Raw genomic sequence first — 26,294 nt, forward strand, 5'->3', positions numbered from 1 at the left:
CGGCTCACACCTGCTGGCGCCCCACGGACCAGATGAAGCCGTCGTACCAGAAGTGCATGAGCGAGACGACGACGGTGAGCGCCCACAGGCTCTCCAGGTCCGGATCCAGCAGCTCCGCGGCCACGCCGTAGGCGAGCACCGAGCCGAGGAAGAACGCGGCCGCCACCGGCAGGCTGGCCCGCCACCGGCCGAGCCGCAGCCGCTCCCGGATGCGCTCCTGCTCGGTGGCCCACACCAGGGCCAGGTACTGCACGGCGTGCAGGAGATTCATGATGAAGAAGGCCTCGCCCCAGCTGTCGAAGCCCCACGTGTAGATGGAGCAGGCTCCCGTGGTGACGAGCAGGAAGACCTTCTGGAGCGAGATCCGGTGGCCCTTGCGGTACAGGTGCCAGCTGGCGAGCAGGTAGAAGGCGAGGAAGGCGGAGCCGGCGATGAGCACCCCGAGCGTCCACGCGCGGTGGGTGGCCGACATGAAGGCCGGGACGGTGGTGAAGAACGGCATCCCCACGTCTCCGAGCGATTCGAAGGCCCGGAAGTGGTCCAGCATGGTGGCCCCCGCGAGGATGGGGCCGGCGTAGAGCAGGTGGTTGAGCCAGAAGTCGAGCCGCCGGGCCAGGGCGGGCGGGTTGCCGCCGTTGCGGTCGTAGATGCGCGCGAAGCCGAACGTCTGGAGCCCCGAGTGCCACACGTCCCAGAAGGTGGCGAGCACGGTGGCCGCGGCCGCCACCGCGTGGGAGCCCCGGATGAGCGCCCAGGCCAGCACCGGCACCAGCAGGAAGCGCAGCGGATACCGCCGCCGGATCGCCGGGTTGCCATGGCTGCGGAAGAAGACGGCCACCAGGTGTGCGTGGATGAGGGCGCCCACGAGCAGCCCGGCCCGCGTCGTCTCCCGGCCCCAGAGCACGAGCGGCTCTCCGCTGAACGGGGTGCCCGAGATGGCCACCCCCAGCGCGAGCGCCGCGAGCGGCGGCAACAGGAAGAAGGCCCAGTCGTAGACCGGTCCCACGATGTAGGGCGACGGCTTGTCCACGGGAGCGGTCATGGCACGCGCGCTCGCGCCTCCAGGTACTCCACCAGCGCCGCGAGGAAGAGACTCGCGCCCAACAGCTCGAGCGCCTCCTCCACGTGGTCGATGAGTGCGTAGACGAGGTTGTCGTTGCCGTGCAGCTCCGTCCAGTAGCCCAGCGGCAGCTCCATGCAGAGCGCGCCGGTCACGTAGAGCGCGCCGGCGAGGAGGAACTGACGGCGGGGCCTCCCGGGCAGGTGCGCGAGGAAGGGCAGGTACGTCAGCGCGAGCGCCAGGACGGCCGCCCCCGCCGGTACCACCCAGCCGAAGTACAGCACGCCGTGCAGGTGCACCCAATCACCGAGGTGCTCGTGCAGGCCCACCGCCTCGTCCAGCGACAGGTAGAGGAAGGCCGCGGCGAGCCCCCACCAGTGGCGGCGGCGGGGGGCCCCGGTGAGCGCCGCGTCCCGGGCGATGGCCGCGAGCGCCAGCGCACAGCAGAGCAGCAACCCCGACGCGTACCAGGTGGGCAGGTTCTGCTCGTAGCTGAGCGACAGGAACTCCAGCACCGGCCCCAGCCCAGGCTGGCGCCAACGGGCGTACGCGAGCTCGACGGACAGGCCCAGCCCGGTGATGAGCCCGACGAGCCGCAGCAGGAGACGGCGCAGCCAGGTATGTGTGACGAGGGAGTCCATCGGGCGCGGGGTGCATCCTGGAGCGAGGCGGGCGCCGTGTGAACACCGTCGAAGTGTCCGCTCCCGCGCATGCCGTACAGCCGGGCGGGCGTACGTGCAGCGACGCTGCAACCCCGGGCGCCGGGGACCACCGGGCGTCTCTTCTCCTTCACTCCATCCGTCGTAGTCTGCGCGCCCCACGGAGGTTGAGATGGCACGGATGGATTCGATGGGCTGGGCGCTCCTGCTGGCGCTCGTCAGCGCGGGGGTGAGCGAGGCGAAGCCGGTGAAGTACGCGGGGCTGCACCCGCGAACTGGCCAGCCGGAGGGTGGGCTCTGCCACATCCAGGCGGTGCACGTGCACAACGCCACACCGGTGCACGCGCAGGTGCTCTACCGGCAGCACGGCGACGTGTACTTCTTCATCGGCGACCCGGTGCCCTTCGGGTACGAGGGGCCGCGCCACTCGTATTACGGGCACCACCCCGTGGTCATCAACATCATCCTCGAGGAGGACACCGACGAGGACGACGTAGAGTACTGCTACCACGACGGGCCGCACCACCATTACTACCCGCCGCCTCCGAGGCACGACTTCGATGAGCAGGAGGACGTGTACTACTACGCGGACGAGTTCCCGGAGGCGTACCGGCGCGACAGCCCGAGGCTGGTGCAGGTGAACGTCATCTACCGCCCGTGGCGCTACCCGCGTCCGGTGGTGGTGAGGCCGCCGCCGCCCTCGTACCGGGGCCCGGTGGTGAACGTGAACGTGAACGTGGACGTCGATGTGAAGGTGAACGCGGCGCCGGTGCGTCACGAGGTCATCGTCGTGGAGGAGCCCGATCACGGGAAGCACAAGCACAAGAAGCACAAGCACAAGAAGTTCAAGGACAGGGATTGAGCATGCAACGCAAGCTCTCGTGCCTGGGGTTGCTGCTGCTGGCCGCGTGCGGCAGCGGCACCGAGGACGTGCTCGCCGCGTGGCGCAAGGCGGGCCAGCCGCCGGGTGAGTTCAAGGACGTGGGCGAGAAGCTGCCCGGAGGCAAGTGCTTCGCGGGCAAGGTGGCCGGCCTGGACGCCACGCTGTGCGACTTCAAGGATGTGGAGCTGGCCCGGAAGGCGGAGGACGCGGGCTGGGAGCTGGTGGGCAACGCCGTCGGCTCGTCCATCGCCTCGGGAAAGGTGCTGCTGGTCATCGCGGATCCTCGCAAGGAGGACCCGAGCGGCCGGCGGCTCAACGAGCTCATCCAGACGTTCCGCCAGACGACGCGTTAGGCCGGCCCGAGGAGGAGGGCGCACCCGGGCCTCTCCTCCTCCGTGCCCCGGCTCAGCGCGCGTAGATGCGCTTGTGGTCGCGCGTGCCCAGGTAGCGGAAGCCCTGGCCCGGCGTCTCCTCGGTCGGCTTCTCGTCCAGCTTCTCGCGGGCGGCCATGATCTGCTCGTACTCGGGGATGCTCAGCGCGCGGCGCTTCTCCAGCAGGTTCTCCAGGCCCAGCGCCTTCACGCGCGCCTGCGCCTCGGGCTGCACCACGCCGCTGAAGAACTCCGCGCACGAGCCGCTGCCGTACGAGAACAGGCCCACGCGCTTGCCCGTGAGGTCTTCCCTCGCGCTCGACAGCAGGCTCGCCAGCGCCAGGTACATGGAGCCCGTGTAGATGTTGCCCACCTGCGAGGGCAGCACGAGGCTGGGGCCCACCAGCTTGTCGAAGCTCGCGTCCGCGTCCTTGTCCCCGTCCAGCGTGCGCACGTGGCGGTGCGCCTTGCGCGACATCTTCCCGTACGGCACGTGGTACACGAGCGCGGCGAACCGGTCGCTGTAGAGGCCCTCGCCCCCCGCGTCACCCACGGCCTCCTGGTACCCCTTGTACGCGCCCTCCAGCGCGTCCAGGTAGCACTGCACCGAGTAGTGCCCGTCCACTACCGCGTCCTTCGAGTAGAGCGGACGCCAGAAGTCCATCACGTCGTTGGCGTACACGCCCGTCTTCCCGGCCTCGAGCGCCAGCAGCTTCGGCTTGTCGGACACCAGCAGCGCCACCGCGCCCGCGCCCTGCGTGGGCTCGCCCGGCGTCCCCACCCCGTAGCGGGCGATGTCCGAGCAGATGATGAGCGCCTTCTTCCCCTTCGCGCTGCCCGAGCGCACCCAGTCCAGCGCCAGCTGCAGCGCCGCCGTGCCGCCGTAGCACGCGTGCTTCGTCTCGAAGACGCGGCAGCGCGTGCTCAGCCCCAGCAGGCCCTGCACGTACGAGGACACCGGCTTGGAGTGGTCCACCGCCGTCTCGGTGCCCACCACCAGCATGGCCACGTCCTCGGCCGAGCACCCGGCCGCGTCCAGCGCCATCCGCGCCGCGCGCGCCGCCAGCGTCACCGTGTCCTCGTCCACCTGAGGCACGGCCATCCGGGTCACTCCCAGGCCGTCCACATACTTGCCCGGCGCCACTCCGCGCGCCTTGGCCAGCTCCGCCAGCTCCACGTACGTCGACGGCACCGCGATCCCGATGCTCTCCAGGCCAGCCTGCATCCGGTACTCCTTCAATTCTTCAGTAGGGGTCCACTGAGTGTGGGGAACGAGAACAGTCTGGACCATTCGCCGGGTGCCCTTCTACCCCCCCTGGGTCACATTTACGGTATGTGTGGGTAGGTAAACGTAATCGCGGTCGGCATGCGCCAGACGGGGTTATGAATCCCTCGCAGCCCGTTCTGGAGGCCCACCGTGTCCGAGCGTCCCGCCGAGTCCGCCCCACCCGCAGAGCCGGAGATCGACCGCATCGGCCCGACGCGCCGGCCGGACGAGCGGCCGGTGATGTACCAGCGCTGGAAGCACCTGCTGTTCCTCCACTGGTCGCTGCCGCCGGAGGTGGTGGCGCCGCTGCTGCCACCGGGGCTGACGCTGGACACGTTCGACGGCCGGGCGTGGGTGGGCCTGGTGCCCTTCACCATGCGCGGCGTCCGCCCGAGGGGTCTGCCCGCGGTGGGCTTCCTGTCGGACTTCCACGAGACCAACGTGCGCACGTACGTGCACTTCCAGGGGAAGGACCCGGGTGTCTGGTTCTTCAGCCTGGAGGCCGCCAACGCCATCGCCGTGCGGCTCGCGCGGGCGTGGTTCAAGCTGCCGTACCACTACGCGGGCATGGAGCTCACCGCCGGGCCCCAGGGCTCGTCCTATGCCTACCGCTCCGAGCGCCGCTGGCCCGGGCCCACGCCGGCCCGGTGCGCCGTGCGGTGCACGCCCAAGGGCACCGTCTCCAACTCCACCCCGGGCACGCTCCAGCACTTCCTCGTCGAGCGCTACTTCCTCTATTCCACCGCCCACGGGCAGCTCTTCCGGGGCCAGGTGCACCACACGCCCTACCAGGTGCGGGGCGCCGACGTGGAGGGCCTGGACGAGACGCTCCTGGCGGCCGCCGGCATTCCCCGTCCCTCCGAGCCGCCCATGGCCCTCTTCTCGGAGGGAGTCGATGTCGACGTGTTCCGGCTCAGGTGCGTGGAGGGCTAGCAGGTGCCGCAGTCGGCGGCGCAGCTGGAGGGCGTGGTGCCCGTGCCGCACTTCTCCGTGGCCTGGCACACGCCGTCCCCACAGGTGTAGATGTCCGCCGGCTTCATGCGCGTGGTGAGGGGACGGTAGGTGACGCCGTTGTAGGTGCAGGACGTGTAGAAGGTGTTCGTCGCGTCGGGGGTGCAGTACGTCGAGCAGTTGCCCACGTACACCATGGGCGAGCACTGCGAGCCGGCGAGGCCACACACGCGTGGGCTGCTCTGGCTGCTGGTCAGCGACAGTCCGTCATTGCCGCCGAAGGTGCCCGTGGAGCCGTCGAAGAGGTTGCCGAAGAAGCACGCCTCCCGGGTGGTGTAGTCCGCCGCTTCCTGGGTCGTGGTGGGGATGGTGCCACCGGCCCCGTTCAGCCCGCGCAGCGAGATGGTGGCGTGGATGCCGTGCTTGTTGGCATGTGCCGCCATGCAGGCGGACACCACCTGCAGCTCCGTCGTGGTGGCCGCGTTGCCACTGGCCCAGCTCGTGGCCAGCCCCAGCGAACCGTTCCACGTATAGGTCGTGTACGTGCTCGAGTCGGTATAGGTCCGGCTCTGGCCCAGCGGCACCGCGCAGGCCACCACGTACTTCATGACCTCGTTGCGCACCGTCCGGTCCGCCTGGAACCAGGAGTTGAAGCTGCTCGTCGACAGGCCGTTGAGGCTCAGGCCATTGAGGCTCAGGCCGTTGAGGCTCAGGCCGTTGAGGCTCAGGCCATTGAGGCTCAGGCCGTTGTCCACGAGCACCTCCTGGGAGGTGCTCCCCAGCTCCTCCTCCGCCTCCCCGGGGACTCCTCCCGCCGGTCCGCATCCGATGGCGCAGGTCAGTGTGAATGTCACCAACCAACCCCACCTCGCCGGACGAAGCTCCCAACCACTGCGCCGAGACTCGAAAGTCTTCAACAGCATGGGCCACCCCCCTGGGAATGGTGTCGCGGGATATTTCTGTCTGCTTGGAACTCCCCCTGGTGGAGCAGCTCGGAGTAAGGCCCCGACAATCTGAACTCCACGCCACAATTGTGAACTCAGTCAGAGATGAAAAAAAGGACACCCCCGGGAGAGCCGTCTAAACGGTTCAGATTGAAACAACAGATTCCCCGAAAGTGAGAATCGGAACAGGTGGGTTGTCGGGCAGTGGAAGACCTTTCACGTCCAATGGAGGAGACGTGAGAGGTCCACCGTGAGGCGGAAGAAGGAGTCCGGTCAGCCCGTCAGCGGCAGGGAGCAGGCGCGCGTGGCCGAGGGGGTGACACCGAGACCGCTCGCGTCGCGCACCACCCAGCCGGCGATGTCCGCCAGGGGACCGCCGGTGACCTCGAGGCCGTCCGGGCCGCGCCGCGCATCCACCTGGCCCACGTGGACGCAGGCGTGCACGCTCACGCGTGTCCCGGCCGCGCGCTCCCGGGCGCGCCGGTGGAGCTCGCGTGCCGTCTCCAGCAACTCCCAGGGCTCCGCGCGCGAGGGCTCCTCCAGCATCCGCACGCCCAGCAGCGCCATGCCCGTCTGCACGGCGAGCACGAAGCCCGCGGCGCGCAGGTCCTGCTCCAGCGCATCCAGCACCTCGGAGACGGTGACGTAGGCCTCGTCGTCCTCGGCGCCCTCCTCGAGCACCACCTCCGCGTGGAGGGCGAAGGCGCGCAGGCTCCGGCCCAGGGCCGTCACCCGCTCGGTGGACGAGGGCTGCACCGCCTCCCGCAGCGCCTCGCGGAAGGAGGCCACGTCCGGGTAGCGCCGGTCCGCCTCCTTCTCCAGGCAGCGCAACACCACCGCGTCCACCGCTGGAGGCACGGACGTCTCGGTGCTCGGCCGGGGCGGTGGGGCCTCCAGGTGCATCCGCTCCACCTCCAGCCGGTCCTCGGACTGGAAGGGGTAGTGGCCCACCAGCAGTTGGTACAGCAGCACGCCCAGGGCGTAGATGTCCGTGGCCGGGCCGATGGCGCCGCCGCGGAACTGCTCGGGCGCCATGGCCTGCGAGGTGCCCAGCCGCTGGCCCGCCACCGTCAGGCCCTCCTGCCCCGGCTCGGGGTGGATGAACTTGGCGATGCCGAAGTCCAACAGCTTCACCACGGGGGGGTCCGCCTCGGACACCACGGCCACGTTGCTCGCCTTGAGGTCGCGGTGCACCACGCCCGCCAGGTGGGCCGCCTCCAGCGCGGCGCACACCGGCTCCAGGAAGGCCAGGGCCCGCTGCGGTGACAGCCTTCCCCGCTCCTGCAGGAGCTGGCCGAGCGTGCGTCCCGGCAGCAGCTCCATCACATAGTAGGGGCTGCCATCCGGCAGCATTCCGAAGTCGTAGACGTCGACGATGTTGGGGTGGCGGATCTGATTGACGACCCGCGCCTCGCGCACGAAGCGCTGCAACATTTCACCCTGATCGGTCAGGTGCGGGTGCAGCACCTTCACCGCGGCGCGCCGGCCGAGGATGCGGTGTTCAGCTTCGTACACCGCGCCATGTCCGCCAGAGGCGAGCACGGCCTTGAGCATGTACTCACCGGCGAGCACTCCCGGGGCGAGCTTCACGCGGGCCGGGGCGTCTTTGGGGGAAGTCCGCTCGTTGCGCGGGAGGATGTGGAAGGTGCTGTCCGTGTCCGCCATCACTTCAAGATTATCACCAGGGCAGGAGCTGCTCCGAGCCGGGGGGGGGCTCTGTCGAGAGGGTGGCACTTCGGCTAGCCTCCGAGGGCTGGGTGTCCAGTGGCGGATGAATGAGCGCGTGGACCCACGACCAGGTGGCGTGCTGGGAACCCCGAGTCTGCTGGATACTCTCATGACTCAAGAACTCCTGCCTTCGGGAAGAGCATGCCCATGAAGATGGTGGACGATCTCACGATGTGTGGAGGGCCCGCGCAGCCGCTCCCGTCCTCCGAGAGCGCGTGCCTCATCCTCACCAGCACCACGACGCCCGCGGCGATCGGAAAGGTCTTCCGCCTCGAGGCGGCGGAGCACGTGCTCGGTCGAGGCGCGGACGCGGGATTTCAGATCAACGACCATGGCGTGTCGCGCCGGCACGCGCGCATCACCCGGACGGCCGAGGGGGGCTTCCACCTGGCGGACCTGGGCTCGACCAACGGCACCTACGTCAACGGGGTGCGGATCGCCTCGGCGGAGCTGCACGAGGGGGACCGGGTGCAGATCGGCACCGTGACGGTGCTGCGCTTCTCCATGCGCGAGCTGGTGGAGCAGGGCGAGGAGCAGCTGCGCCAGGCGCTGAGCGCGGCGCGCGTGGGCATCTGGGATTGGAACGCCGTCACCGGCGCGGTGACGTGGTCCGAGCAGGTGGACCGGCTGCTGGACCTGCCGGTGGGCTCGCTGTCGGGCCGGCCCACGGACCTGTCCGAGGTGGTGCACCCGGGAGACCTGGCGCGCGTGCGCGAGGGGCTGTCCTCGGCCATCACCCAGCGCACGCACCTGGACGTGGAGTACCGCATCGAGGTGGCGGGGGCGCGCGGCCGGTGGTTGTCCTGCAAGGGCGACGTGCTGTGCGACGAGACGGGCACCCCGGTGCGGATTACCGGCACGGTGATGGACATCACCGAGCGCAAGGTGGCCGAACAGGAGCTGCGCCGCCAGGCCCTCATCTTCGAGAGCCTGTGCGAGGGCGTGGTGGTCACCGACCGCAACGGGCGCATCATCGACTGGAACGCGAGCGCGGAGAAGATGTTCGGCCGGGGCAAGGCGGAGGCGCTCGGGCGGACGCTCTTCTCGCTGCTGCACCCGGGCGAGGAGGACAAGCGCACCGGGGAGGTGCTCTCGGCGCTGGAGCGCGACGGCCGGTGGACGGGCGAGATGGACTTCAAGCGGACCGACGGCACGCAGAGCTACTGCGAGTCCGTGGTGGCCCCGCTGCGGGACGCGGAGGGGCGGACCATCGCCCACATCATGGTGCACCGTGACACCACCGAGCGCCGCCTGCTCCAGGCGAAGCTGCAGATGGCGGACCGGCTGGCCTCGGTGGGCACGCTGGGCGCGGGCGTGGCCCATGAAATCAACAACCCGCTGGCCTACATGCTCGTCAACCTGCACCTCGTGTCCGAGGGGCTGGAGCGGCTGAGGGGCTCGCCGGTGGCGCACGACGTGGAGCCGTTGCACCAGGTGGTGCGCGAGACGGTGGAGGGGGCCGAGCGCATCGCCTCCATCGTGAGGGACCTGAAGACGTTCGCCCGGGGCCAGCAGGAGGACAGGCTGGGGCCGGTGGAGGTGAGCAAGGCGGTGGAGCTGGCGTGCAAGATGGCGGACAACGTCATCAAGCACCGGGCCCGGCTGGTGACGCAGTTCGAGCCCGTGCCCTCGGTGCAGGGCAGCGAGTCGCGCCTGTGTCAGGTGTTCCTCAACCTGCTGCTCAACGCGGCGCATGCCATCCCCGAGGGAGACGCGAGGGACCACGAAATCCGCGTCGTCATCCGCGAGGGGAGCGCGGGCGATGTGGTGGTGGAGGTGCGGGACACGGGCAGCGGCATGTCACCGGAGGTGCAGGCGCGCATCTTCGACCCCTTCTTCACCACCAAGGCGGTGGGCGAGGGCACGGGGCTGGGGCTGTCCATCTGCCATGGCATCATCGACTCCATGGGAGGCCGCATCGCCGTGGAGAGCACGCTCGGCAAGGGGAGCACCTTCCGGGTGCACCTGGGCGTGGCGGGCGTCCCGGTGGAGAAGCGGGTGGAGCCGGCGCCGGTGCCCGCCGTGGGACGCGCGCGCATCCTGGTGGTGGACGACGAGCCCTATGTGACCCGGGCGCTCCAGCGCTCGCTGACACCCGAGCACGAGGTGGCCACCGTCAACGGCGCCCGGGCCGCGCTCAAGATGCTGGATGGGGGCAGCCGCTTCGACCTCATCCTCTGTGACGTGATGATGCCGGGCATGACGGGCATGGACCTGTACGCCGAGCTCAACCGCTTCGCGCCGGACCAGGCGCAGCGGGTCGTCTTCATGACCGGTGGAGCCTTCACCCCGCGCGCGTTGAGCTTCCTGCAGGAGGTGCCCAACGCGAAGCTCAGCAAGCCGCTCGACCTGCGCCAGCTCCGGGCGCTGGTGGGCCGCTCGGCCCAGAACGCCGCCGCGTCCGCGCCGTCCGCGCCCGTGCCGCTCGCCCTCGGCGGTGCGAGATGAGAAAGGTGCCGGCGGGACGCGCGGGGGTGGCTCCCGCCCCCCTTCCGGAAGAGTCCGCGTCCCGCTCGCTGCATGCCGTCTCCGGGACGCCTTCCCCCCTGCCGCCGGCCCCGCGTGAGCTGACGGTACGCGCGCTGGTGATGGGCGGCCTCATCGGCTCGGTGCTGGCCGTCACCAACGTCTACACGGGCTTGAAGACGGGCCTCTGGGAGTCGGGGTGCGTGCTGTCCTCGCTGCTGGCCTTCGGGGGCTTGTCGGTGCTCGCCCGGCGGAGCGATTCCCCCTCTCCGCTGGAGACCAACCTCGCCCAGACGACGGCCGTCTCGGTGGGCGCGATGCCCGCCAGCGCGGGGCTGCTGGGCGCCGTGCCCGCGCTCACGCTCCTGGGGACGCAGCCGCCCGGCTGGGCCGTGGCCCTGTGGGGCGTGGGCCTGGGGACGCTCGGCGTGCTCTTCGCCTTCTCGCTGCGGCGGCGCCTGCTCGAGGACGAGGCCCTGCCGTTCCCCACCGGCGAGGCCGCCGCGCGGCTCATCTCCACGCTGCACTCCACGGGCTCCGCCTATGCCGCGCGCGCGCGTGGCCTATGGACGAGTGGTCTCCTCTCCGGGGTGCTCACCTGGCTGAGGGACTCGAGCCAGCTCGTCCCCCCGATGTCCCTGCTGCCCGCGACGACACGGGTGGGCGGGATGGGGCCGGAGACCCTGTTGTTGGGCATGGCGTGGAACCCGATGCTGCTGGGCATCGGCGTGCTGGTGGGGCTCCAGGCGGGGTTGAGCATCCTGCTGGGCTCGCTCGTGGCGTGGTTGGGGCTGGCGCCCTGGCTGGTGCGCGAGGGGATGGCGACGGGGGCCAACCCGGACGCCCTGCGCGAGTCCCTCTCCGCGTGGCTGCTCTGGCCCGGCGTGGGGTTGATGGTGGGCGCGGCGGCCACGTCCATCGCCTCCCAGGTGCGTGCCCTCCCGGCGGTGCTCGCGGACTTGAAGGGACTGGGACGGTACGGTGAGGGCTGGGAGGCCACGGCCAGCCAGTGGGTGGCGAGGGCGGTGCTCCCGGCCATCCTCCTCACCGGGGCCATGGGGTGGTTCGCCTTCCAGCTGAGCCCGCTCTACTTCCTCCTGGCGCTGGTGCTGGCCCTGCCGTTGTGCGCGGTGTGTGCCCGCGCGACGGGCCAGACGGACATCGCGCCCATCAGCCCCGTGGGACAGTTCGCGCAGGGGGCCTTCGGCATGCTGGCGCCGCCGCTGCCGGGCCTCAACGTCTCGGCCGGCGCGGTGGTGTCCGGTGCCGCCTCGCACGCCAGCGGCAGCCTCTGGTCGCTCCAGGCCGGGCGCCTGCTGGGGACGAGCGCCTCCCGGCAGCTCCTCGTGCAGCTCTCCGGCCTGCTGCTGGGCGCCGCCGTGGCCCTGCCCACCTACCACCTGCTGGTGTCCGCGCACGGGCTGGACTCCCAGGCGCTGCCCGTGCCCACGGCGCGCCAGTTCAAGGCCGTGGCGGAGCTCCTCACCTCGCGAGGGCTGGAGGGGCTGCCCCGCTCCTCCACGCTGGCCACCGGGGTGGCCTTCGCCCTCGGTGTCGCGTTGTCGGCGGCGGCCCGCGGGCGGCTGGCGCGCCTGCTGCCCTCGGCGGCGGCCATGGGCCTTGGCTTCCTCCTGCCCGTCTCCTACGTGGTGACGCTCTGCCTGGGCACGCTGCTGGCCGCGCTCGTGGGGTGGCTGCGGCCCTCCACCGCCCAGACGGTGCAGTCCGCGGCCGCGGGCGCCATCGTCGGCGAGTCCCTCGTGGGCGTGCTCGTCTCGGCGTTGAGCCTCATGCGGCAGGGCTGAAGCGAGCCCGCTCCAGGCTGCGCTGGATCCGTCCCCGCATGACGTTGGGGATGGTGTCGGCGCGGCGCAGTGCCTCCTCCAGCATGCGCACGGCCGCCGTCCGCTCTCCCCTGCGCAGCCAGGCGAGCCCCCGCAGCTCCAGCACCTCCAGCGGCTCCTGCTCCACCGAGCACTCGGCGGAGCGGGCCAGCAGCGCGTCCCACTCCTCGGGCGTGGCGGCACGCGTGGCCAGCTCCACGGCGGAGAAGATGACCTCCTCCGAGGGGCTGAACTCCGCGCCGCTCTGCTTGAGCGTCTGGCGGATGTCCGTCAGCAGCTCGCGCGCCCGCTCGTCCTGCCCGAGGTAGGCCAGCGCACGCGCCTGCAGCAGCAGCGCCCAGGGCCGTGGCGCCATCTCCGGGTGGTGCCGCTCCAGCTCGATGGCGCGGGCGATGTGGGGCGCCGCCGCCTCCGCGTCTCCCGCCTGGTAGAGCAGCTCGCCCATGTTGTGCTCGGCGAAGTACTCCCAGCCCACCATGCCCAGCTCGCGCCCCAGGTGCATGAAGCGCACCTGGTCCCGCATGGCGCCCTGGAAGTCATTGCGCGCCACCCACAGGTTGCGGCGGTTGTTGATGGCGCTGCCCAGGTGCAGCCGGTCTCCGCGCTCGGTGCACTCGGCGATGACCTCCTCGAAGATGCGCTCCGCCTCGTCGATGCGGCCCAGGTTGGGCAGGATGACGCCGAGCAGCAGCTGGGCCACCACCAGCGATTCGTACCCCGCGTCACCCAGCTTGCGCGCGCGCTCGGCCGCCTCCTGCAGGGGCTCGCAGCACTCCTCCCACTGGCCGTTGCGGAACTGCGCGCGTCCCAGGCCCAGCAGCAGCCGGACCTGGAGCAGCGGCGACTTCAGGTTCCTGGCGAAGGCCAGCTCCTGGGCCGCGTACACCCGCTCCTCGGAGCGGCCGTAGTCGTTGATCCAGTCATAGGCCATGGCCTCGTCCAGCAGCAGGTCCACCTCGTCGTTGAGGGTCTCGAGCTGCTTCGCCAGCTCGCGCGCCGCGGCGAAGTCCGCCAGCGAGTCCTCGTAGCGCCCCACGCGGTAGCGCATGAGTCCGCGTCCCCGGAGCACGGTGAGACGGCGCCGCCAGTCCTCGGCGTCCAGCAGCTCCAGCGCGCGGGTATAGGTGGACTCGGCCTCGAGGTACGCGTGCCGGCCGCGCGCGGACTCGGCCAGGTCGATGTAGAGGGCGGCGGCCTCGTCGCGCAGGCCCGCGGCGGCGGCGTGCAGGGCCAGGCGCGGCAGGCGCTGGCGCTCGGCGGCACCGGCGTCGCTCAGGTAGAAGCGGAAGGCGGCGCGGTGGATGCGCACCCGGTCTCCCTCGGGCAACGCGCGCTCCACCGTGGCGCGCAGCAGCTCGTTGCGGAAGCTGATGCCTTCCTGGCGGTGCGACACCAGCAGGCCCAGGTCCAACAGCCGGCGCGTGGCGTGCCGGGGGTCCAACGGGAAGTCCGCCGCGCCCCCGTCCTCCTCCAGCGCGTGCACCACGCCCTCGGCCTCGGCGGCGGTGAAGTCCGGGCCGAGCAGCGCGCACAGCCGGGCATGCGCCGCCAGCTCCACCGGCAGCGCGCCCAGCTCGCGGTCCGCCAGCCAGTCCACCAGCTGCATCTCCGGCATGCGGTCCAGCTCGTCCGTGGCGAGGTACCAGCTGCCGCCGCTGGCGCGCTGGCGCACGAGCCCCAGGCGCTTGAGGCCCCGCACCAGCTCCACGAGGAAGAGGGGGACGTGCTGGGCCCGCTCGGTGATGCGCTCGAGCGCGGCGGCGGGGATGTTCTCCGCGGGGCGCAGCAGCGTGCGGCACAGCTCCATCGCGCTGGGAGGGGACAGGGGCCCCAGGGGCATCACGTGGCGGCGGGCGGCGCGCGTGCCCCAGGAGGGACGCAGGCGTTCGAAGCCCGGACGCGCGAGCACGCACACCCAGAGGGGGATGCGGGACTCGGCGAGCGCGGCGTACTCCAGCGCGTCCAGCGCCGTCTCCTCGGCGTGGTGCGCGTCGTCGAGGAGGAGGCACAGGTGCTGGCGGCGGGCGCGCGCGGCCAGCAGCTCACCCGCGGCGCGCATGGCCAGCGAGCGGAGGGCGCCAGGTGCCGCGGCCCAGCTCTGCAACTCGGCGGCACCGGGGGCGAGCCACCCCAGGGTGGAGGCCACGCCGGGCCACAGCTCGGTGGCCAGCTGGGAGCCCAGCAGCTCGAAGCAGGCGGCGCGGCCCTCCTCCTCGGAGCCCGTCTGGTCCGATTCGCCGCGGAAGTCGTACAGCGCGCCGCGCAGCACCATGCGCAACGTGCCCTCGGGGTCACCCTGCACCGGCTCGCGGGCGCGCCAGGCGGCCACGCGCGTGTGGGGCAGGGCCACCTGGAGCTGCTGCGCGAGGGCGGCGCTCAGGTGCGTCTTGCCGTGGCCCCGGTCCCCCAGCACCGTCACCAGCGTGGGCGCGCCCTCCACCAGCGCCAGGCCCGCGCTCTCCATCAGCTCGGCCAGCTCGTTGCCGCGGCCCACCAGCACCGCGCTGCCGTGCTGGAGGATGGTGACGTCCTCGCGCCCGGTGGCGGTGGGCGCGCGCCGGAGGATGCCCTCGCGGCCCGAGAGCGGCTCGCACGGGAGCTCCGGCAGCGCCTCCGCCGCCGCGGTGGTGAGCAGCAGGGTGGAGGGGTCATCGTCCGTGGGGTAGCGATCCTTCCGGGCGAAGATGGGGCCGAGGTAGCGCGCGGGGCCGCCGGGGCGGCGCTGCACCATCACCGAGGCCACGTCCACCAGCGCGGCGGACGCGAGGTTCTGCGCGGCGAGGCCCTCGGCGGCCTGCCGGGCGCGCTGCACGGGGTTCTCCCCGACGTCCGGGTCGAAGGCGCCGGCGAAGCGCGTGCCCTCGTGGAAGGCCATCTGCCCGCCGAAGCTGGCGAGCGTCTTCTGCACGGTGACGGGGTTGGCACCGGAGCGGAAGAAGAGCACCGCGACGGAGCGCCGCACGGGCGCGGCCGGCGGAGCCTTCTCCTGTGCGCGCGGGAGGGGGGCGGCGGAGGGCTGGGCGCTGGCCAGGGCCTCCTGGAGCGCGAGCCGCAGCGCGTCCACGGTGTCGTAGCGGCGGGCGCGCTCCTTGGTGAGACAGCGCAGCACCACCTGCTCGAGCGCGGCGGGCACGGGCGCCAGCTCCGAGGGGCGCAGGGGCCGGCGCGCCAGGTGCGCGTGGATGACGTCGGCCGGGGTGCCGAAGAAGGGCGGCCGGCCGGTGAGCATCTCGTAGAAGAGGACACCCAGGGAGTAGATGTCCGAGCGCACGTCCAGGCCGGAGTCGCCCGAGCACTGCTCCGGGGACATGTACTCGGCGGTGCCCGCGAAGGAGTCACCGATGGGGGGCGTGGGCTCCTCGGCGGAGGAGGGAGCGGGAGCGCTCACGGGCCGCGAGAGACCGAAGTCGAAGAAGCCGGCGGCGCGCGCGGAGTCGTCGAGGAAGACGTTCTCCGGCTTGAGGTCGCCGTGGAGGAAGCCGCGGGCGTGCACCACCGCGAGCGCGTCCAGCAGCACCTGGGCGCGCGAGGCGTACTCCGCCACGGGCATGGGGCCGGACAGCCGGGCCAGACGCTGCGCCAGGGTGGGGTGCGCGATGAACTGCATGACGAGGTACGGCGCGCCCTCGGGCAGGACGCCCGTCCCGTGCACGGCGGGCACGGTGGGCGGGCCGATGATGCGCAACACCTCGGTCTCGCGGGCCAGCTGGGTGCGCGCCAGGGGCACCTCGGGGTGGGCCACCTTGATGGCCACGTGCAGGCCGTCGCTCTCGCGCCGCGCGGAGTAGAGGATGCCGAAGCCGCCACGCGCCACCTCGCTCTCCAGCGTGTAGCCGGGAATGGCGAGGGCTGGAGTCATCCTCTCGCGCCCCGCGGACGGGGCGTCGGTGGGGGTGGCTCCTCGGGGACAGTGCGCGTGGGTCCCCTCCCAACGCTGCCCGCATGTCACACAACGCGGCACGTTCACAATCTATCGCAACCCCAGCGGGTTTCCCCTACACGACCCGACTTCCATGCGTCCGGGCACGCGCGCCTGGGGAACTTTCCAGTGGAGGGGACCGGCAGGCGGGCAGGCACGCCGGAGAACCCGGGTTTTTCCGGGGGCACGAGGAGGGAGAAGGTGTGCTCCGTGCCCAGGTGTAGGCAGGCAGGCGAGACACCTTGCACCGGGCGGGGGGCGGCTCCACCTACAGGAGGTCGGACCCTTCGTTGTCCAACGTCTGGAGGAGTCCTCGTGAAGCTTCCTTTCTCCCCGTTCCTCCTGGGTTACGGCGCGGGGGCCTGCACGGTGTTGCTCGGCAAGCGGCTGCGTCCCCTGCTGCTGGAGCTGGCCACCGTCCTCTACCGCCTCACGGATGCGGTGGTGGTGAAGGCGACGATGAAGCAGGAGGACCTGGCGAACCTGCTGGCCGAGGCCCGGGTGCGCGCGCGCCACACCTCCGAGCCGGCGGCTCGCGGATAGTTTTTTTGACCCGAAAAAAAGACTTCTTGCCTCTAGCCCTCCTAAACCGGGAAAGCTCTCGAATTCCCGAAAATGGAGCCGGCTCGTGGCCCTCGATTCATCTTCGCTCGCGGCATGGAAGCGCCTGACGACGTCCGCCCTGACACTCGGGGTGCTCGTCGCCGGGACGGTCACCTCGGCCGCGCCGAGCGCGCAGGTCATCTGGAGCTCCGAGAAGGACCCGGGCAGCGGCAGCTGGTTCGGAGGTCCTCAGTCCATTCCCTACGCGCTGAGCCAGCAGCTCAACATCGCCCTGACGAGCCCGACGACCACGGCGGCCACGACGCTGGCGGTGGACCCCACGGTGCAACACCAGACCATGCTAGGCATCGGCACGTCGATGGAGGAGTCGACGGTCTTCAACCTCTCCCGCATGTCGCTGGCGAAGCGCACGGAGGTGCTGAAGCGGCTGGTGGATCCCTCCACCGGGGCGGGCATCAACCTGCTGCGCATCACCTTCGGTGCCTCGGACTTCACCAGCCGGCAGTTCTACACGTACGACGACAGGCCGGCGGGGCAGACGGATCCCAACCTCACGTACTTCTCCATCCAGAAGGACATTGATTACAACATCGTCTCCACGCTCAAGCAGGCGCTGGCGCTCAACCCGAACCTGAAGATCTTCGCCAGCCCGTGGAGCCCGCCCGCCTGGATGAAGGACAACGGCAGCCTGATCGGCGGCAAGCTGCTGTCGCAATACATCCCGAACCTGGCGGTGTACTACCGCAAGGCCATCCAGGCCTACCAGGCGCAGGGCATCCCCATCTACGCGCTGACGGTCCAGAACGAGCCCCTGTACACGGCGCCGGACTATCCCAGCGCGTCCGTGGATCCGGCGCAGGAGAAGCAGCTCATCCTCGCCCTGAAGAACGAGCTGAACGCTCACGGCCTGAGCACCCGCATCTGGGCGTATGACCACAACTTCGATTCGGCGTGGTCCTACGTCCCCACCATCCTGGACGACGCCACGTCGAACGCGGCGGTGGAGGGCGTGGCCTTCCACGACTACGCGGGTGACCCCAGCATCATGACGCAGGTGCGCAACGCCTACCCGAGCAAGAACATCTACCTGACCGAGCGTTCGGTCTGGGGGACGAGCGGGGCGGACCGGATGGCGCAGTACTTCCGCAACTGGGCGGCTGGCTACAACGCCTGGGTGACGATGCTGGACAGCAACATCCAGCCCGAGAAATGGACCGGAACGCCCGGCCCCACGATGCTCATCCAGAGCGCCTCCACCCATGACACGTACTGGGCGCTCCCCGAGTACTACCTGATCGCCCAGTACTCCAAGTACGTGAAGCCGGGCGCGAAGCGCATCTCCAGCAGCTACGGCTCGGCCAGCACGGTGACGAACGTGTCCTTCCTCAACCCGGACAACACCGTCGTGTCCGTCGTCATCAACCAGACCGCCTCGAGCCAGAGGTTCAAGCTCTCTTCCGAGGGCTGGGAGCTGCTCGCCACGCTGCCGGCGAAGACCGTGGGCACCTATACGTGGCTGCGCGAGAGCTCCGGCACGGCGCCGAACCTGCTCGCCAACCCCGGGCTCGAGGCCGACGGAACCCTCACCGGCTGGAACGCCGAGTGGCACAGCGGCGAGCTGGCGCACAAGGTGGACACGGACTACCCGTACACGGGCAATTACAAGCTCACCCACTACGCGCCCTCGGCCTATCAGCAGATCACCGGTCAGGGATTGAACGTGGCGAACGGCACCTACCGGGCCAGTGTCTGGGTTCGCTCCAGCGGTGGCCAGCGGGTGCTGCGCCTGTACGCGAAGAGCCATGGCTCGGCGGAGGTGACCGCGGAGATCGGCTCGGGCGTCGTCTCGGGCTGGACGAAGTACACCATCAACAGCATCCAGGTCACCTCCGGCTACATCGAGGTGGGCGTCTACAGCGATGCCCAGGCCCAGAACTGGGCGGCCTTCGATCAATTCGAGCTCGTCAAGCAGTGAATCCCGGTTACCGGTGAAAGGAACGTCGTATGGATTTGAACTTCAAGAAGGCGATCGGAAGCCGTTGGTTGTTGATGGCTGGAATGGGCGGCCTGCTGCTGGGCGCGCCCGCGTGCTCGCACGACGCGGCGCCCGCTCCGGAAGCGGCGGCGGAGGTGACGCAGTCGCTGGCGGCCCCCATCGGGCAGACGATCTCGCTGAAGGCCTGTCTGAACGGGAAGTTCGTCTCGGCGGATGGGAACCTCGGGGCGACGGCCCCGCTGGTGGCGGACCGCGCGGCGGCGGCGGGCTGGGAGCTGTTCCAGATCGTCGATGCCGGTAGCGGCACCATCGCGCTGCGCGTGAGCGAGACCGGCAAGTACGTGTCGGCCGACACGAACCTCGGCGGCCAGCTCGTCGCCGACCGGACCTCCATCGGCGACTGGGAGCGGTTCCAGTGGGTCGACTTCGGCAACGGCACCATCGGGCTGATCGCCAGGAGCACCGGCAAGTACGTGTCGACGGATTCGAACCGCGGCGCGAACGCGCCCCTGTACGCGGACCGTGCCAGCGCTGGCTGCTGGGAGTCCTTCTCCGTCCAGATCTCCGGCGGTGGGGGTGGTGGCTGGAAGCAGATCTGGAGCGACGAGTTCGACGGCACCAGCGTGAACGCGGCGAACTGGAGCTACATCACCAACATCCACGTCAACAACGAGCAGCAGCAGTACACGACCTCGCCCAACAACGTGCAGGTGAGCAACGGCACGCTGAAGCTCATCGCCCGCCGCGAGTGGAACAACGGCTACCCGTTCACCTCGGGCCGTCTGGAGAGCGCGGGCAAGCAGGAGTTCCGCCACGGCGCCATCGAGGCGCGGCTCAAGATGCCCGTGGGCCCTGGCCTGTGGCCGGCGTTCTGGCTGCTGGGCAACGACATCAACCAGCCGGGGGTGGGTTGGCCGGCGTGCGGCGAGCTCGACATCATGGAGAACGTCGGCTACGCCGATTGGATCTCGGGCGCCCTGCATGGCCCGGGTTACTCGGGCAACACGCCCATCAACGGCCGCTTCTACCCGAACTCCTCGGTCGCCAACTGGCACACGTACCGCACCGAGTACTCGCCCAACGACATCAAGTGGTTCATCGACGGCGTCCTGGTGAAGACCACGCTGAAGTCGGAAGTCACCCGGTACGGAAACTGGGTGTATGACAAGCCCATGTTCATCATCCTGAACCTGGCGGTTGGTGGCGACTACCCGGCTGGCGTCAACGGGGCCAGCCAGCCGTACCACGGGGTGCCGCAGTCCACGGCGGACCTCATCGGCCGGACGCCGCAGGTGTTCGAGGTCGACTGGGTGCGCGCCTATCAGTGGCAGCAGTAGACGGGTGATCGCACGCGGCGGGTGGGTGGAGGAGTCCCTCCCCTCCCGCCGCGGGTCCCTCCCTCAGGGCCGGTACTCCCAGTGCCAGGGCTCGGAGGGCACGGTGCGGGCGAAGCCGAAGCGGCTCGCGTTGTTGGCCAGCCACCGGTAGGTGGCGGAGCTGGTGGCGCCGACGTTGATGTCCACGGCGATGCCGCCCTGGTGGTTGGAGTAGCCGGGCTTGGCGGCGAGGTTGCCGGTGCCGTTGAGGTACTTCTGATAGAGGATGCGCTGCTCCTCCATGGAGCGGAAGCCGCTGTTGACGTGCAGGTTGATGCCGGCGGCGCGGGCGGCGGCGTGCATGCGGTTGAAGGCGGCCGCGGCGTCCGAGCGCATCTCCTTGCCGTTGGGGATGGAGGAGAGGGTGATCTTCCGGGGCACGCCGTTGACGTAGCCGGTGACGGTGCGGCCGCCGCCGGGGGCGGGGGTGGTGGGGCCCTGCACCTTGATGCCGAGCTTGTCCCACGTCTTGGGGCCCACGACGCCATCGGCGGTGAGGCCGCGGGACTTCTGGAAGGCCTTCACGGCGGCGAGCGTCTTGTCACCGAAGACGCCGTCGGCGCCGCCCGCGTTGAAGCCGAGCGCGTTGAGGCGGTTCTGCAGGGCGCGCACGGGCTCGCCCCGGGCGCCATGGCGCAGCGTGGGTCCGGAGCCGCCCGAGGATGCGGGGGGAGGCGGCTTGGGGGCGGTGGCCTTGTTGAGGGCGTTCCACGTCTTGGGGCCCACGACACCATCGGCGGCGAGGCCGCGGGACTTCTGGAAGGCCTTCACGGCGGCGAGCGTCTTCGGGCCGAAGGCTCCATCGGCGGCGCCGGGGTCGAAGCCCGCGGCCTTCAGCTTCTTCTGGAGGGTGACGACGGAGGGCCCGCGAGAATCCAACCGGAGCGTGGGGGGGGCGGAGCTCGCGGCGACTCGGGGGGCGAGGGCGGTGGAACGGGCGATAGCGACCATGGGGGGGACTCGCTGTTCGAGAATTGGGGAAACCTGGTCCTATTTTCGTAGGAGCCACAAAGAAGTTTCCTCCCCCGGGTCGATTGGGGCCCTCAGATGGGAGGGGCGGACTGGCCGTAGGTCTTCCGGCGGAGTTGCCACTGCTCATACAGGCTGTCGGTGGGGGTGATGTGCCAGTCCTTCATCAACCCGCCGTGTTCATCCCACCGCTTCTCGGTGATGGGGATCCCGAACTCACCCCTCCTTTCGGAGCGGAGGCGCCCCTGCTCGTCCCAGACACGCTCATATCCGTGGAGACCTCCGTTCCAGAGGTTCGCTTCTTCCATGAGCTTCCCCGAGGGGAACCATTCGCGTTTGGGTCCATTCTCGATCCCGTCGACATGGTGCACCTCGCTCTGGAGGGTACCGTCCGGGAAGAACTCGACGGCAAAGCCCGTGAAGGGCTGGCCCTTCCAGTACAAGTAGTACCCATCACGGACCACGAGCTCGAGCTCATCGAAGTGGACGCGAGGAATGTCTGTCATGGCAGAAGCCTGATTTGCGAGGGGAGGATTGCTTCGCAGTTGGGGCAGGGCGGGGGAATCCCCTCGACCCGGGTCGTGCCTCGAAGAGAGCGGTTGTGGAGGACGAACGAGGAGAGCTCCTGGGGTTCTACCGGGCGGCCCATCATCGCTTCCCGTTCATACAGGGCCTTGTTCAATGCGACGATCTCGGAGTGTGCGCCTGGCACTCCCGCTCGCGGCGGTGTGACACCGCCCGTTGCGGCGCGATAGGCCGTGAGGCTCTTCGTGAGAAGCGGATGAAGGTTGGCGGGAGGGTTCTCGTGGTTGGTTCCAAAGAACGTCCTCCCAGTCCGCGTATCGAGAACGCCCGTCAGGACGGGCCCGCGCTCATTGTTCGAAAGCATCTCGACCATGTGGGCGGCGCGCAGGCGGACCGTCTCGACGAAGGCTCTCTCCACCTCGGGTGTCAGATAGGGGGTGGAACCACCTCTTCCGGTGGGCGGATGGGCCAGTCCCAACGCCTTCTCCACCGCCACCCCGACCGCCAGCGCCGAGAGGAACTCCGCCGCGGCACCGAGCCGGGAGGCGTCCTGCTTCGTGAACATCTCCTTGCCGCGGCCCACCTGCCAGCCCCGCTCCAGTGCGAAGTGGAGCGGGTTGGAGTCCCTGGCCAACCCATACAGGCCCAGTTGGAGCCGGAGGGTGGCGGGATGCGTCAACACGTAGTGGGCGACAATCCTCCGTCTGTTCTCGAAGTGGGCGTACCTCTCCACGGCTACCGCGCCCGTGCCCATGAGCTGTTCCGCTTCTCGTGCTTCCTCGGCGGACAGGTTTCCGGGCTCGACCGGTGGCCGCATGCGCAAGGGCGCGGGAACGGTCGGAGATGCCATGGCCTCGGCATACTCGCGCTCCCAACGTGAGAGCGGGTGGAACCACTGGACGGGATGGGCCCTGGGCTCCGAGGCCCACCAGGCCGCGATGTCCCCTGGCTTCTCCAGCAGGAGGAGTTTCTGGACGACGTCACGTCCGTTGAAGACGCGGATGCCCTCGGAGGCCGGTGCTTCGAGCTGGGTGGAGCCGCCCGTTCCTCCGATTTCGCACTCCCGGACCGTGCCCGGCTCCTTCTGGGAAGAGCCCGGTCCCGCGCAAGCGGTCAGCAAGCCGCACAACAACAGTCCCAAGTACCGCATGAGGCCGCTCGTCTAGCCCTGGTCAGACCCGAAGCGCGAGCGGAACATGGGCGGGGCTCTCCCCGCCAGCACCCATGGCGGGAGGGGAGAGCCCACAGCGGACCGTGGGGGTTCCAGACCCCACGTGCTGGTTCAGCGCCGCGGCGAGCGCGGTGCGCGGGCGGGCACCAGCTTGCGCCGGCCGAGCAGGGCGAGCACGGTCAGGCCAACGACGGTGAGCAGGGGCGCGCCGCCGGTCGAGGAGGCACCGCAGCCCGCGGGAGGCATGCCCGTGCCGAGCGTCGTCGGATCTCCCGGGACGATGCCGTCGGAGCCCGGAGAATCATCGGAGCCCGGAGGGGTCTGGGAGATGGGATCGGAATCCCGGGGCACATCGGCCGTGGGGGGGGAGCCCGCATCGGACGAGGGTCCGGACACGGAGCCGGGAGCATTGGTGCTCGGGGGCGCGGGGGTGGGGGGGTTGGGCGTCGCGTCGACGACGGGCGCGGGCAGCACGTCCGCCAGAGTGGTGGCCATGGCGAAGCCGTCGTGGAAGACGATGCCCGTCGGCGCGATGGAGGAATCGCGGTACAGGCCCATCTTGAGGTAGTTGCGCTGGCCCGAGTACTGGGTGGCCACCTTCGTCTTCGGCAGGACGACCTTGCCGTCGTGGTACAGCTCGACGAAGCCGGTGTTCGCGTCGGGGGACCACTTCACGTGCAGGATGAAATCGTTCCAGTGCTCGCGTTGTACAGGGGCCCGCCAGACGATCTTCCCATTCTGGCCACCCATGCGCAGATTGATCTGGTCATCCACCACGTAGAACTCGAGCGGTGGAGAGCCGCCGTTTCCGTCGTGGTGCCACTGGGTGAAGAGCGCCCACTTCGAAGAGCGGGGGAAGCTCTTGGGGAAGAGCGTGCTCCACTTGTAGAAGTACTCGGTGCCGGGCGCCGCTCTATCCAGGTACAGCAGCTCGTTGCGGTTGCCGCTGGCGTTGATGGGGTCATCGCCCTGGTGAACGGTGACCTTCAGCGCGTAGCGGCCCTCTCGCACCGGCGAGTTGACCACCAGCAGGCGATTCGAGGCGACACTCTGCTCGCGGTCCCATTGCGAGAGGTTTCCGGTCTCGAAATCTCCCTTCCAGACGACGGAAGCAGAGGCAAGGGTGGGCAGCAGCAGGGCGAAGGGGGCAAGTCTCAGCGAACGCTTCAATCTCGGTCCTTTCGTTCCGGTTGGGCCCCCACGGACAAATGAGAACCCTTCCCACTTCCCGGCGTGCTCCCCTGTCAGCCCTCCTTCCAGTCGGAGTTCTTCCGCCTCGCGGAGGTCCTTCCAGGCACACGAGCGCCGCGAGGGAGGCCCGTGCGACGAGCGGGCACGGGCCTCCTCTCATTTCAGGCGGTTAGCGCCGCCGCGTGGTGCCGGAGGTGGTCCTCCATGAAGGTCGAGACGAAGTAGTAGCCGTGGTCGTAGCCGTCCTGGAACCGGAGTGTCAGGGGCTGCCCCGACTGCTCGCAGGCCTCGCGGAGGAGCTCGGGTTTGAGCTGCTCCACGAGGAACTTGTCGCTCGTGCCCTGATCCACCAGCAGCGGCGGGAGGCGCGCGCCGGAGCGCAGCAGCTCCGTGGTGTCCCAGGCCCGTCCGGCGTCCGCATCCGCCCCCAGATAGGTACGGAAGGCCTTCTGTCCCCAGGGGCAGCGCAGGGGGGCGCTGATGGGGGCGAAGGCGGAGACGGAGCGGTAGCGGCCCGGTTGGCGCAGGGCGCAGACGAGGGCGCCATGGCCTCCCATGGAGTGGCCGAAGATGCCCTCCCTGTCCATGCGAGCCGGGAAGCTCCTGCCCACGAGCTCGGGCAGCTCGCGGGTGACGTAGCTGAACATGCGGAAGCGCGGCGCCCAGGGGGCCTGGGTGGCGTCCAGGTAGAAGCCGGCGGCGGTGCCCACCTCCCAGTCGGCGTTCTCGTTGGGGATGCCGGTGTCGCGCGGGCTGGTGTCGGGCACCACGAGCATCACTCCCAGCTCGGCGGCGAGCCGATGCGCGCCCGCCTTGATCTGGAAGGTCTCCTCCGTGCAGGTGAGGCCCGAGAGGTAATAGAGGACGGGCACCTTGCCCGCCTTCGCCTGCGGGGGCACGAAGACGGAGAAGCGCATCTCGCCGCCGCACACGTCCGAGTCGTGGCGGTAGTAGGCGACGGTGCCTCCGAAGCAGCGGTGCTCGGTGGCGAGCCGGAGGGTCGGCGTGGCCATCAGTACTTCACCACCGTGCGGATGGACTCGCCCCGGTGCATCAGGTCGAAGCCCTCGTTGATGCGCTCCAGGGGGAGGGTATGGGTGACGAGGTCATCCACGTTGATCTTCCCCTCCATGTACCAGTCGACGATGCGGGGCACGTCCGTGCGGCCGCGGGCTCCGCCGAAGGCGCTGCCCTTCCACACGCGCCCGGTGACGAGCTGGAAGGGACGGGTGCGGATCTCCTCACCGGCGGCGGCCACGCCGATGATGATGCTCTCGCCCCAGCCGCGGTGGCAGCACTCGAGCGCCTGGCGCATGGTGTTCACGTTGCCGATGCACTCGAAGCTGTAGTCGGCGCCGCCCTGGGTGAGGTTGACGAGGTAGGGCACCAGGTCCGCGCCCACCTCGGCCGGGTTGACGAAGTGGGTGAGGCCGAACTTCTCGGCCATGGCGCGCCGGTTGGGGTTGAGGTCCACGCCGACGATCTGATCCGCGCCCACCATGCGGCAGGCCTGCACCACGTTGAGGCCGATGCCGCCCAGGCCGAAGACGACCACGCGGGCGCCGGCCTCCACCTTCGCGGTGTAGACGACGGCGCCGATGCCCGTGGTCACCCCGCAGCCGATGTAGCAGACCTTGTCGAAGGGCGCGTCCTCGCGGATCTTCGCCACGGCGATCTCCGGCAGCACCGTGTAGCGCGAGAAGGTGGACGTCCCCATGTAGTGGAAGACGGGCTCCTTGCCGAGCCGGAAGCGGCTGGTGCCGTCCGGCATGAGGCCCTTGCCCTGCGTGGCGCGGATGGCCGTACAGAGGTTCGTCTTGCGCGACAGGCAGGACTTACACTGGCGGCACTCGGGCGTGTAGAGCGGGATGACGTGGTCGCCCTTCTTCACCGAGGTGACGCCGGGGCCCGTGTCCACGATGATGCCCGCGCCCTCGTGGCCGAGGATGGAGGGGAAGAGGCCCTCGGGGTCCTTGCCCGACAGCGTGTACGCGTCGGTGTGGCAGATGCCCGTGGCCTTCAGCTCGACGAGCACTTCACCTGCCTTGGGTCCTTCGAGGTGCACCGTCTCGATGCTCAGGGGCTTGCCCGGTCCGATGGCCACCGCTGCCTGGACGTCCATGTTCGATTCCTCCGGTTGTGGGATGTAGCGAGGCGATGCGGAGGGTAGCGGGTGCCCCGGTTCCTGGCACTTGTCGAGTCGAAGAATTGCGCTTCCCCGGAGTCGCGGTAACACATGAGGGAATCTGCTGGTCATCGAGTAGCACCGGACGAAGCGCATGAGACGAGGAGCCGACAGAGCGGGAGCGGTCGTGCGTCCCGGCGGGGCAGGTGTCCTGCTGGCGTCGCTGCTGCTCGTCGTGTCGGCTTCCGGATGCGGCCAGCTGGAAGACTCTCTGGATTCTCTTGC

General features: G+C 69.9%; 20 protein-coding genes. 8 read left to right on the top strand and 12 right to left on the bottom strand.

Features of this window, described 5'->3' with window-relative positions:
• Nucleotides 1-4: 4 nt before the first annotated feature.
• Nucleotides 5-1,042, bottom strand: a complete 1,038-nt coding sequence (locus NR810_RS20895) for a hypothetical protein (RefSeq protein WP_257454867.1) — start codon at nucleotides 1,040-1,042, stop codon at nucleotides 5-7.
• A complete protein-coding gene (locus tag NR810_RS20900; RefSeq protein WP_257454868.1) occupies nucleotides 1,039-1,701 on the bottom strand; it encodes a hypothetical protein in 663 nt (220 codons plus the stop codon). Before NR810_RS20900 ends, NR810_RS20895 begins: the two co-directional genes overlap by 4 nt.
• A 190-nt stretch (nucleotides 1,702-1,891) precedes the next feature.
• On the opposite strand from NR810_RS20900, the gene NR810_RS20905 reads away from it, so the two are divergent.
• Nucleotides 1,892-2,581 carry a hypothetical protein gene (locus NR810_RS20905; RefSeq protein ID WP_257454869.1) on the top strand — a complete coding sequence of 230 codons (690 nt, stop codon included), beginning with the start codon at nucleotides 1,892-1,894 and terminating at the stop codon, nucleotides 2,579-2,581.
• Nucleotides 2,582-2,583: 2 nt separating this feature from the next.
• Entirely contained in the window at nucleotides 2,584-2,955 is a 372-nt protein-coding gene (locus tag NR810_RS20910) for a hypothetical protein (RefSeq protein WP_257454871.1), read from the top strand.
• A 52-nt stretch (nucleotides 2,956-3,007) separates the two neighbouring features.
• Here NR810_RS20910 and NR810_RS20915 read toward each other — a convergent pair whose 3' ends face one another.
• Nucleotides 3,008-4,198, bottom strand: a complete 1,191-nt coding sequence (locus tag NR810_RS20915; protein WP_257454873.1) for a hydroxymethylglutaryl-CoA synthase — start codon at nucleotides 4,196-4,198, stop codon at nucleotides 3,008-3,010.
• 192 nt (nucleotides 4,199-4,390) lie between these two features.
• Here NR810_RS20915 and NR810_RS20920 point away from each other — a divergent pair, with 192 nt between their 5' ends.
• The gene (locus NR810_RS20920; protein WP_257454875.1) at nucleotides 4,391-5,173 is read left to right on the top strand and encodes a YqjF family protein; all 783 of its coding nucleotides are present in this window, start codon (nucleotides 4,391-4,393) and stop codon (nucleotides 5,171-5,173) included.
• On the opposite strand, the gene NR810_RS20925 is transcribed toward NR810_RS20920, so the two are convergent.
• Nucleotides 5,170-6,045 (bottom strand): hypothetical protein, encoded by an 876-nt coding sequence (locus NR810_RS20925; protein WP_257454877.1) that lies wholly within the window; start codon nucleotides 6,043-6,045, stop codon nucleotides 5,170-5,172. The two genes, NR810_RS20920 and NR810_RS20925, sit on opposite strands and share 4 nt — an antisense overlap.
• 363 nt (nucleotides 6,046-6,408) lie before the next feature.
• Nucleotides 6,409-7,803 (bottom strand): serine/threonine-protein kinase, encoded by a 1,395-nt coding sequence (locus NR810_RS20930; protein ID WP_257454879.1) that lies wholly within the window; start codon nucleotides 7,801-7,803, stop codon nucleotides 6,409-6,411.
• A gap of 201 nt (nucleotides 7,804-8,004) precedes the next feature.
• Between NR810_RS20930 and NR810_RS20935 the strand changes: the two genes are divergently transcribed.
• Together NR810_RS20935 and NR810_RS20940 are read left to right on the top strand one after the other, a co-directional pair.
• Entirely contained in the window at nucleotides 8,005-10,311 is a 2,307-nt protein-coding gene (locus tag NR810_RS20935) for a PAS domain S-box protein (protein WP_257454881.1), read from the top strand.
• Entirely contained in the window at nucleotides 10,308-12,134 is a 1,827-nt protein-coding gene (locus NR810_RS20940; RefSeq protein ID WP_257454883.1) for an OPT/YSL family transporter, read from the top strand. Before NR810_RS20935 ends, NR810_RS20940 begins: the two co-directional genes overlap by 4 nt.
• Here the strand turns inward: NR810_RS20940 and NR810_RS20945 are convergent.
• Nucleotides 12,118-16,032: a serine/threonine-protein kinase gene (locus tag NR810_RS20945; RefSeq protein ID WP_257454885.1), complete on the bottom strand. Its 3,915-nt coding sequence runs from the start codon at nucleotides 16,030-16,032 to the stop codon at nucleotides 12,118-12,120. The two genes, NR810_RS20940 and NR810_RS20945, sit on opposite strands and share 17 nt — an antisense overlap.
• A 375-nt stretch (nucleotides 16,033-16,407) precedes the next feature.
• Here NR810_RS20945 and NR810_RS20950 point away from each other — a divergent pair, with 375 nt between their 5' ends.
• From NR810_RS20950 to NR810_RS20960, 3 genes are all read left to right on the top strand, one after another.
• Complete coding sequence (locus tag NR810_RS20950; RefSeq protein ID WP_257454887.1) at nucleotides 16,408-16,635, top strand: hypothetical protein; 228 nt, start codon at nucleotides 16,408-16,410, stop codon at nucleotides 16,633-16,635.
• A gap of 85 nt (nucleotides 16,636-16,720) precedes the next feature.
• Entirely contained in the window at nucleotides 16,721-18,631 is a 1,911-nt protein-coding gene (locus tag NR810_RS20955; protein ID WP_257454889.1) for a glycoside hydrolase family 30 protein, read from the top strand.
• A gap of 29 nt (nucleotides 18,632-18,660) precedes the next feature.
• Nucleotides 18,661-19,989 carry a family 16 glycosylhydrolase gene (locus NR810_RS20960; protein WP_257454891.1) on the top strand — a complete coding sequence of 443 codons (1,329 nt, stop codon included), beginning with the start codon at nucleotides 18,661-18,663 and terminating at the stop codon, nucleotides 19,987-19,989.
• 63 nt (nucleotides 19,990-20,052) lie between these two features.
• On the opposite strand, the gene NR810_RS20965 is transcribed toward NR810_RS20960, so the two are convergent.
• From NR810_RS20965 to NR810_RS20995, 6 genes are all read right to left on the bottom strand, one after another.
• Complete coding sequence (locus NR810_RS20965) at nucleotides 20,053-20,979, bottom strand: peptidoglycan-binding protein (RefSeq protein WP_306818359.1); 927 nt, start codon at nucleotides 20,977-20,979, stop codon at nucleotides 20,053-20,055.
• Between the two features lie 92 nt (nucleotides 20,980-21,071).
• Nucleotides 21,072-21,503, bottom strand: a complete 432-nt coding sequence (locus tag NR810_RS20975; RefSeq protein ID WP_257454893.1) for a toxin-antitoxin system YwqK family antitoxin — start codon at nucleotides 21,501-21,503, stop codon at nucleotides 21,072-21,074.
• Nucleotides 21,500-22,672 carry a YwqJ-related putative deaminase gene (locus tag NR810_RS20980; protein WP_257454895.1) on the bottom strand — a complete coding sequence of 391 codons (1,173 nt, stop codon included), beginning with the start codon at nucleotides 22,670-22,672 and terminating at the stop codon, nucleotides 21,500-21,502. Before NR810_RS20980 ends, NR810_RS20975 begins: the two co-directional genes overlap by 4 nt.
• 132 nt (nucleotides 22,673-22,804) lie before the next feature.
• Nucleotides 22,805-23,863, bottom strand: a complete 1,059-nt coding sequence (locus NR810_RS20985; RefSeq protein ID WP_257454897.1) for a polysaccharide lyase — start codon at nucleotides 23,861-23,863, stop codon at nucleotides 22,805-22,807.
• A gap of 182 nt (nucleotides 23,864-24,045) precedes the next feature.
• A complete protein-coding gene (gene fghA, locus NR810_RS20990; RefSeq protein WP_257454899.1) occupies nucleotides 24,046-24,897 on the bottom strand; it encodes an S-formylglutathione hydrolase in 852 nt (283 codons plus the stop codon).
• A complete protein-coding gene (locus NR810_RS20995; RefSeq protein ID WP_257454901.1) occupies nucleotides 24,897-26,006 on the bottom strand; it encodes an S-(hydroxymethyl)glutathione dehydrogenase/class III alcohol dehydrogenase in 1,110 nt (369 codons plus the stop codon). Before NR810_RS20995 ends, fghA begins: the two co-directional genes overlap by 1 nt.
• Nucleotides 26,007-26,294 lie beyond the last annotated feature (288 nt).

The organism is Archangium lipolyticum (assembly GCF_024623785.1).
GTDB classification, from domain to species: Bacteria; Myxococcota; Myxococcia; order Myxococcales; family Myxococcaceae; genus Archangium; species Archangium lipolyticum.

Coding starts and splice junctions, on each gene's coding strand:
- NR810_RS20895 (WP_257454867.1), bottom strand. CDS start 1,042: ATGACCGCTCCCGTGGACAAGCCGTCGCCCTACATCGTGGGACCGGTC.
- NR810_RS20900 (WP_257454868.1), bottom strand. CDS start 1,701: ATGGACTCCCTCGTCACACATACCTGGCTGCGCCGTCTCCTGCTGCGG.
- NR810_RS20905 (WP_257454869.1), top strand. CDS start 1,892: ATGGCACGGATGGATTCGATGGGCTGGGCGCTCCTGCTGGCGCTCGTC.
- NR810_RS20910 (WP_257454871.1), top strand. CDS start 2,584: ATGCAACGCAAGCTCTCGTGCCTGGGGTTGCTGCTGCTGGCCGCGTGC.
- NR810_RS20915 (WP_257454873.1), bottom strand. CDS start 4,198: ATGCAGGCTGGCCTGGAGAGCATCGGGATCGCGGTGCCGTCGACGTAC.
- NR810_RS20935 (WP_257454881.1), top strand. CDS start 8,005: ATGCCCATGAAGATGGTGGACGATCTCACGATGTGTGGAGGGCCCGCG.
- NR810_RS20940 (WP_257454883.1), top strand. CDS start 10,308: ATGAGAAAGGTGCCGGCGGGACGCGCGGGGGTGGCTCCCGCCCCCCTT.
- NR810_RS20945 (WP_257454885.1), bottom strand. CDS start 16,032: ATGACTCCAGCCCTCGCCATTCCCGGCTACACGCTGGAGAGCGAGGTG.
- NR810_RS20960 (WP_257454891.1), top strand. CDS start 18,661: ATGGATTTGAACTTCAAGAAGGCGATCGGAAGCCGTTGGTTGTTGATG.
- NR810_RS20965 (WP_306818359.1), bottom strand. CDS start 20,979: ATGGTCGCTATCGCCCGTTCCACCGCCCTCGCCCCCCGAGTCGCCGCG.
- NR810_RS20975 (WP_257454893.1), bottom strand. CDS start 21,503: ATGACAGACATTCCTCGCGTCCACTTCGATGAGCTCGAGCTCGTGGTC.
- NR810_RS20980 (WP_257454895.1), bottom strand. CDS start 22,672: ATGCGGTACTTGGGACTGTTGTTGTGCGGCTTGCTGACCGCTTGCGCG.
- fghA (WP_257454899.1), bottom strand. CDS start 24,897: ATGGCCACGCCGACCCTCCGGCTCGCCACCGAGCACCGCTGCTTCGGA.
- NR810_RS20995 (WP_257454901.1), bottom strand. CDS start 26,006: ATGGACGTCCAGGCAGCGGTGGCCATCGGACCGGGCAAGCCCCTGAGC.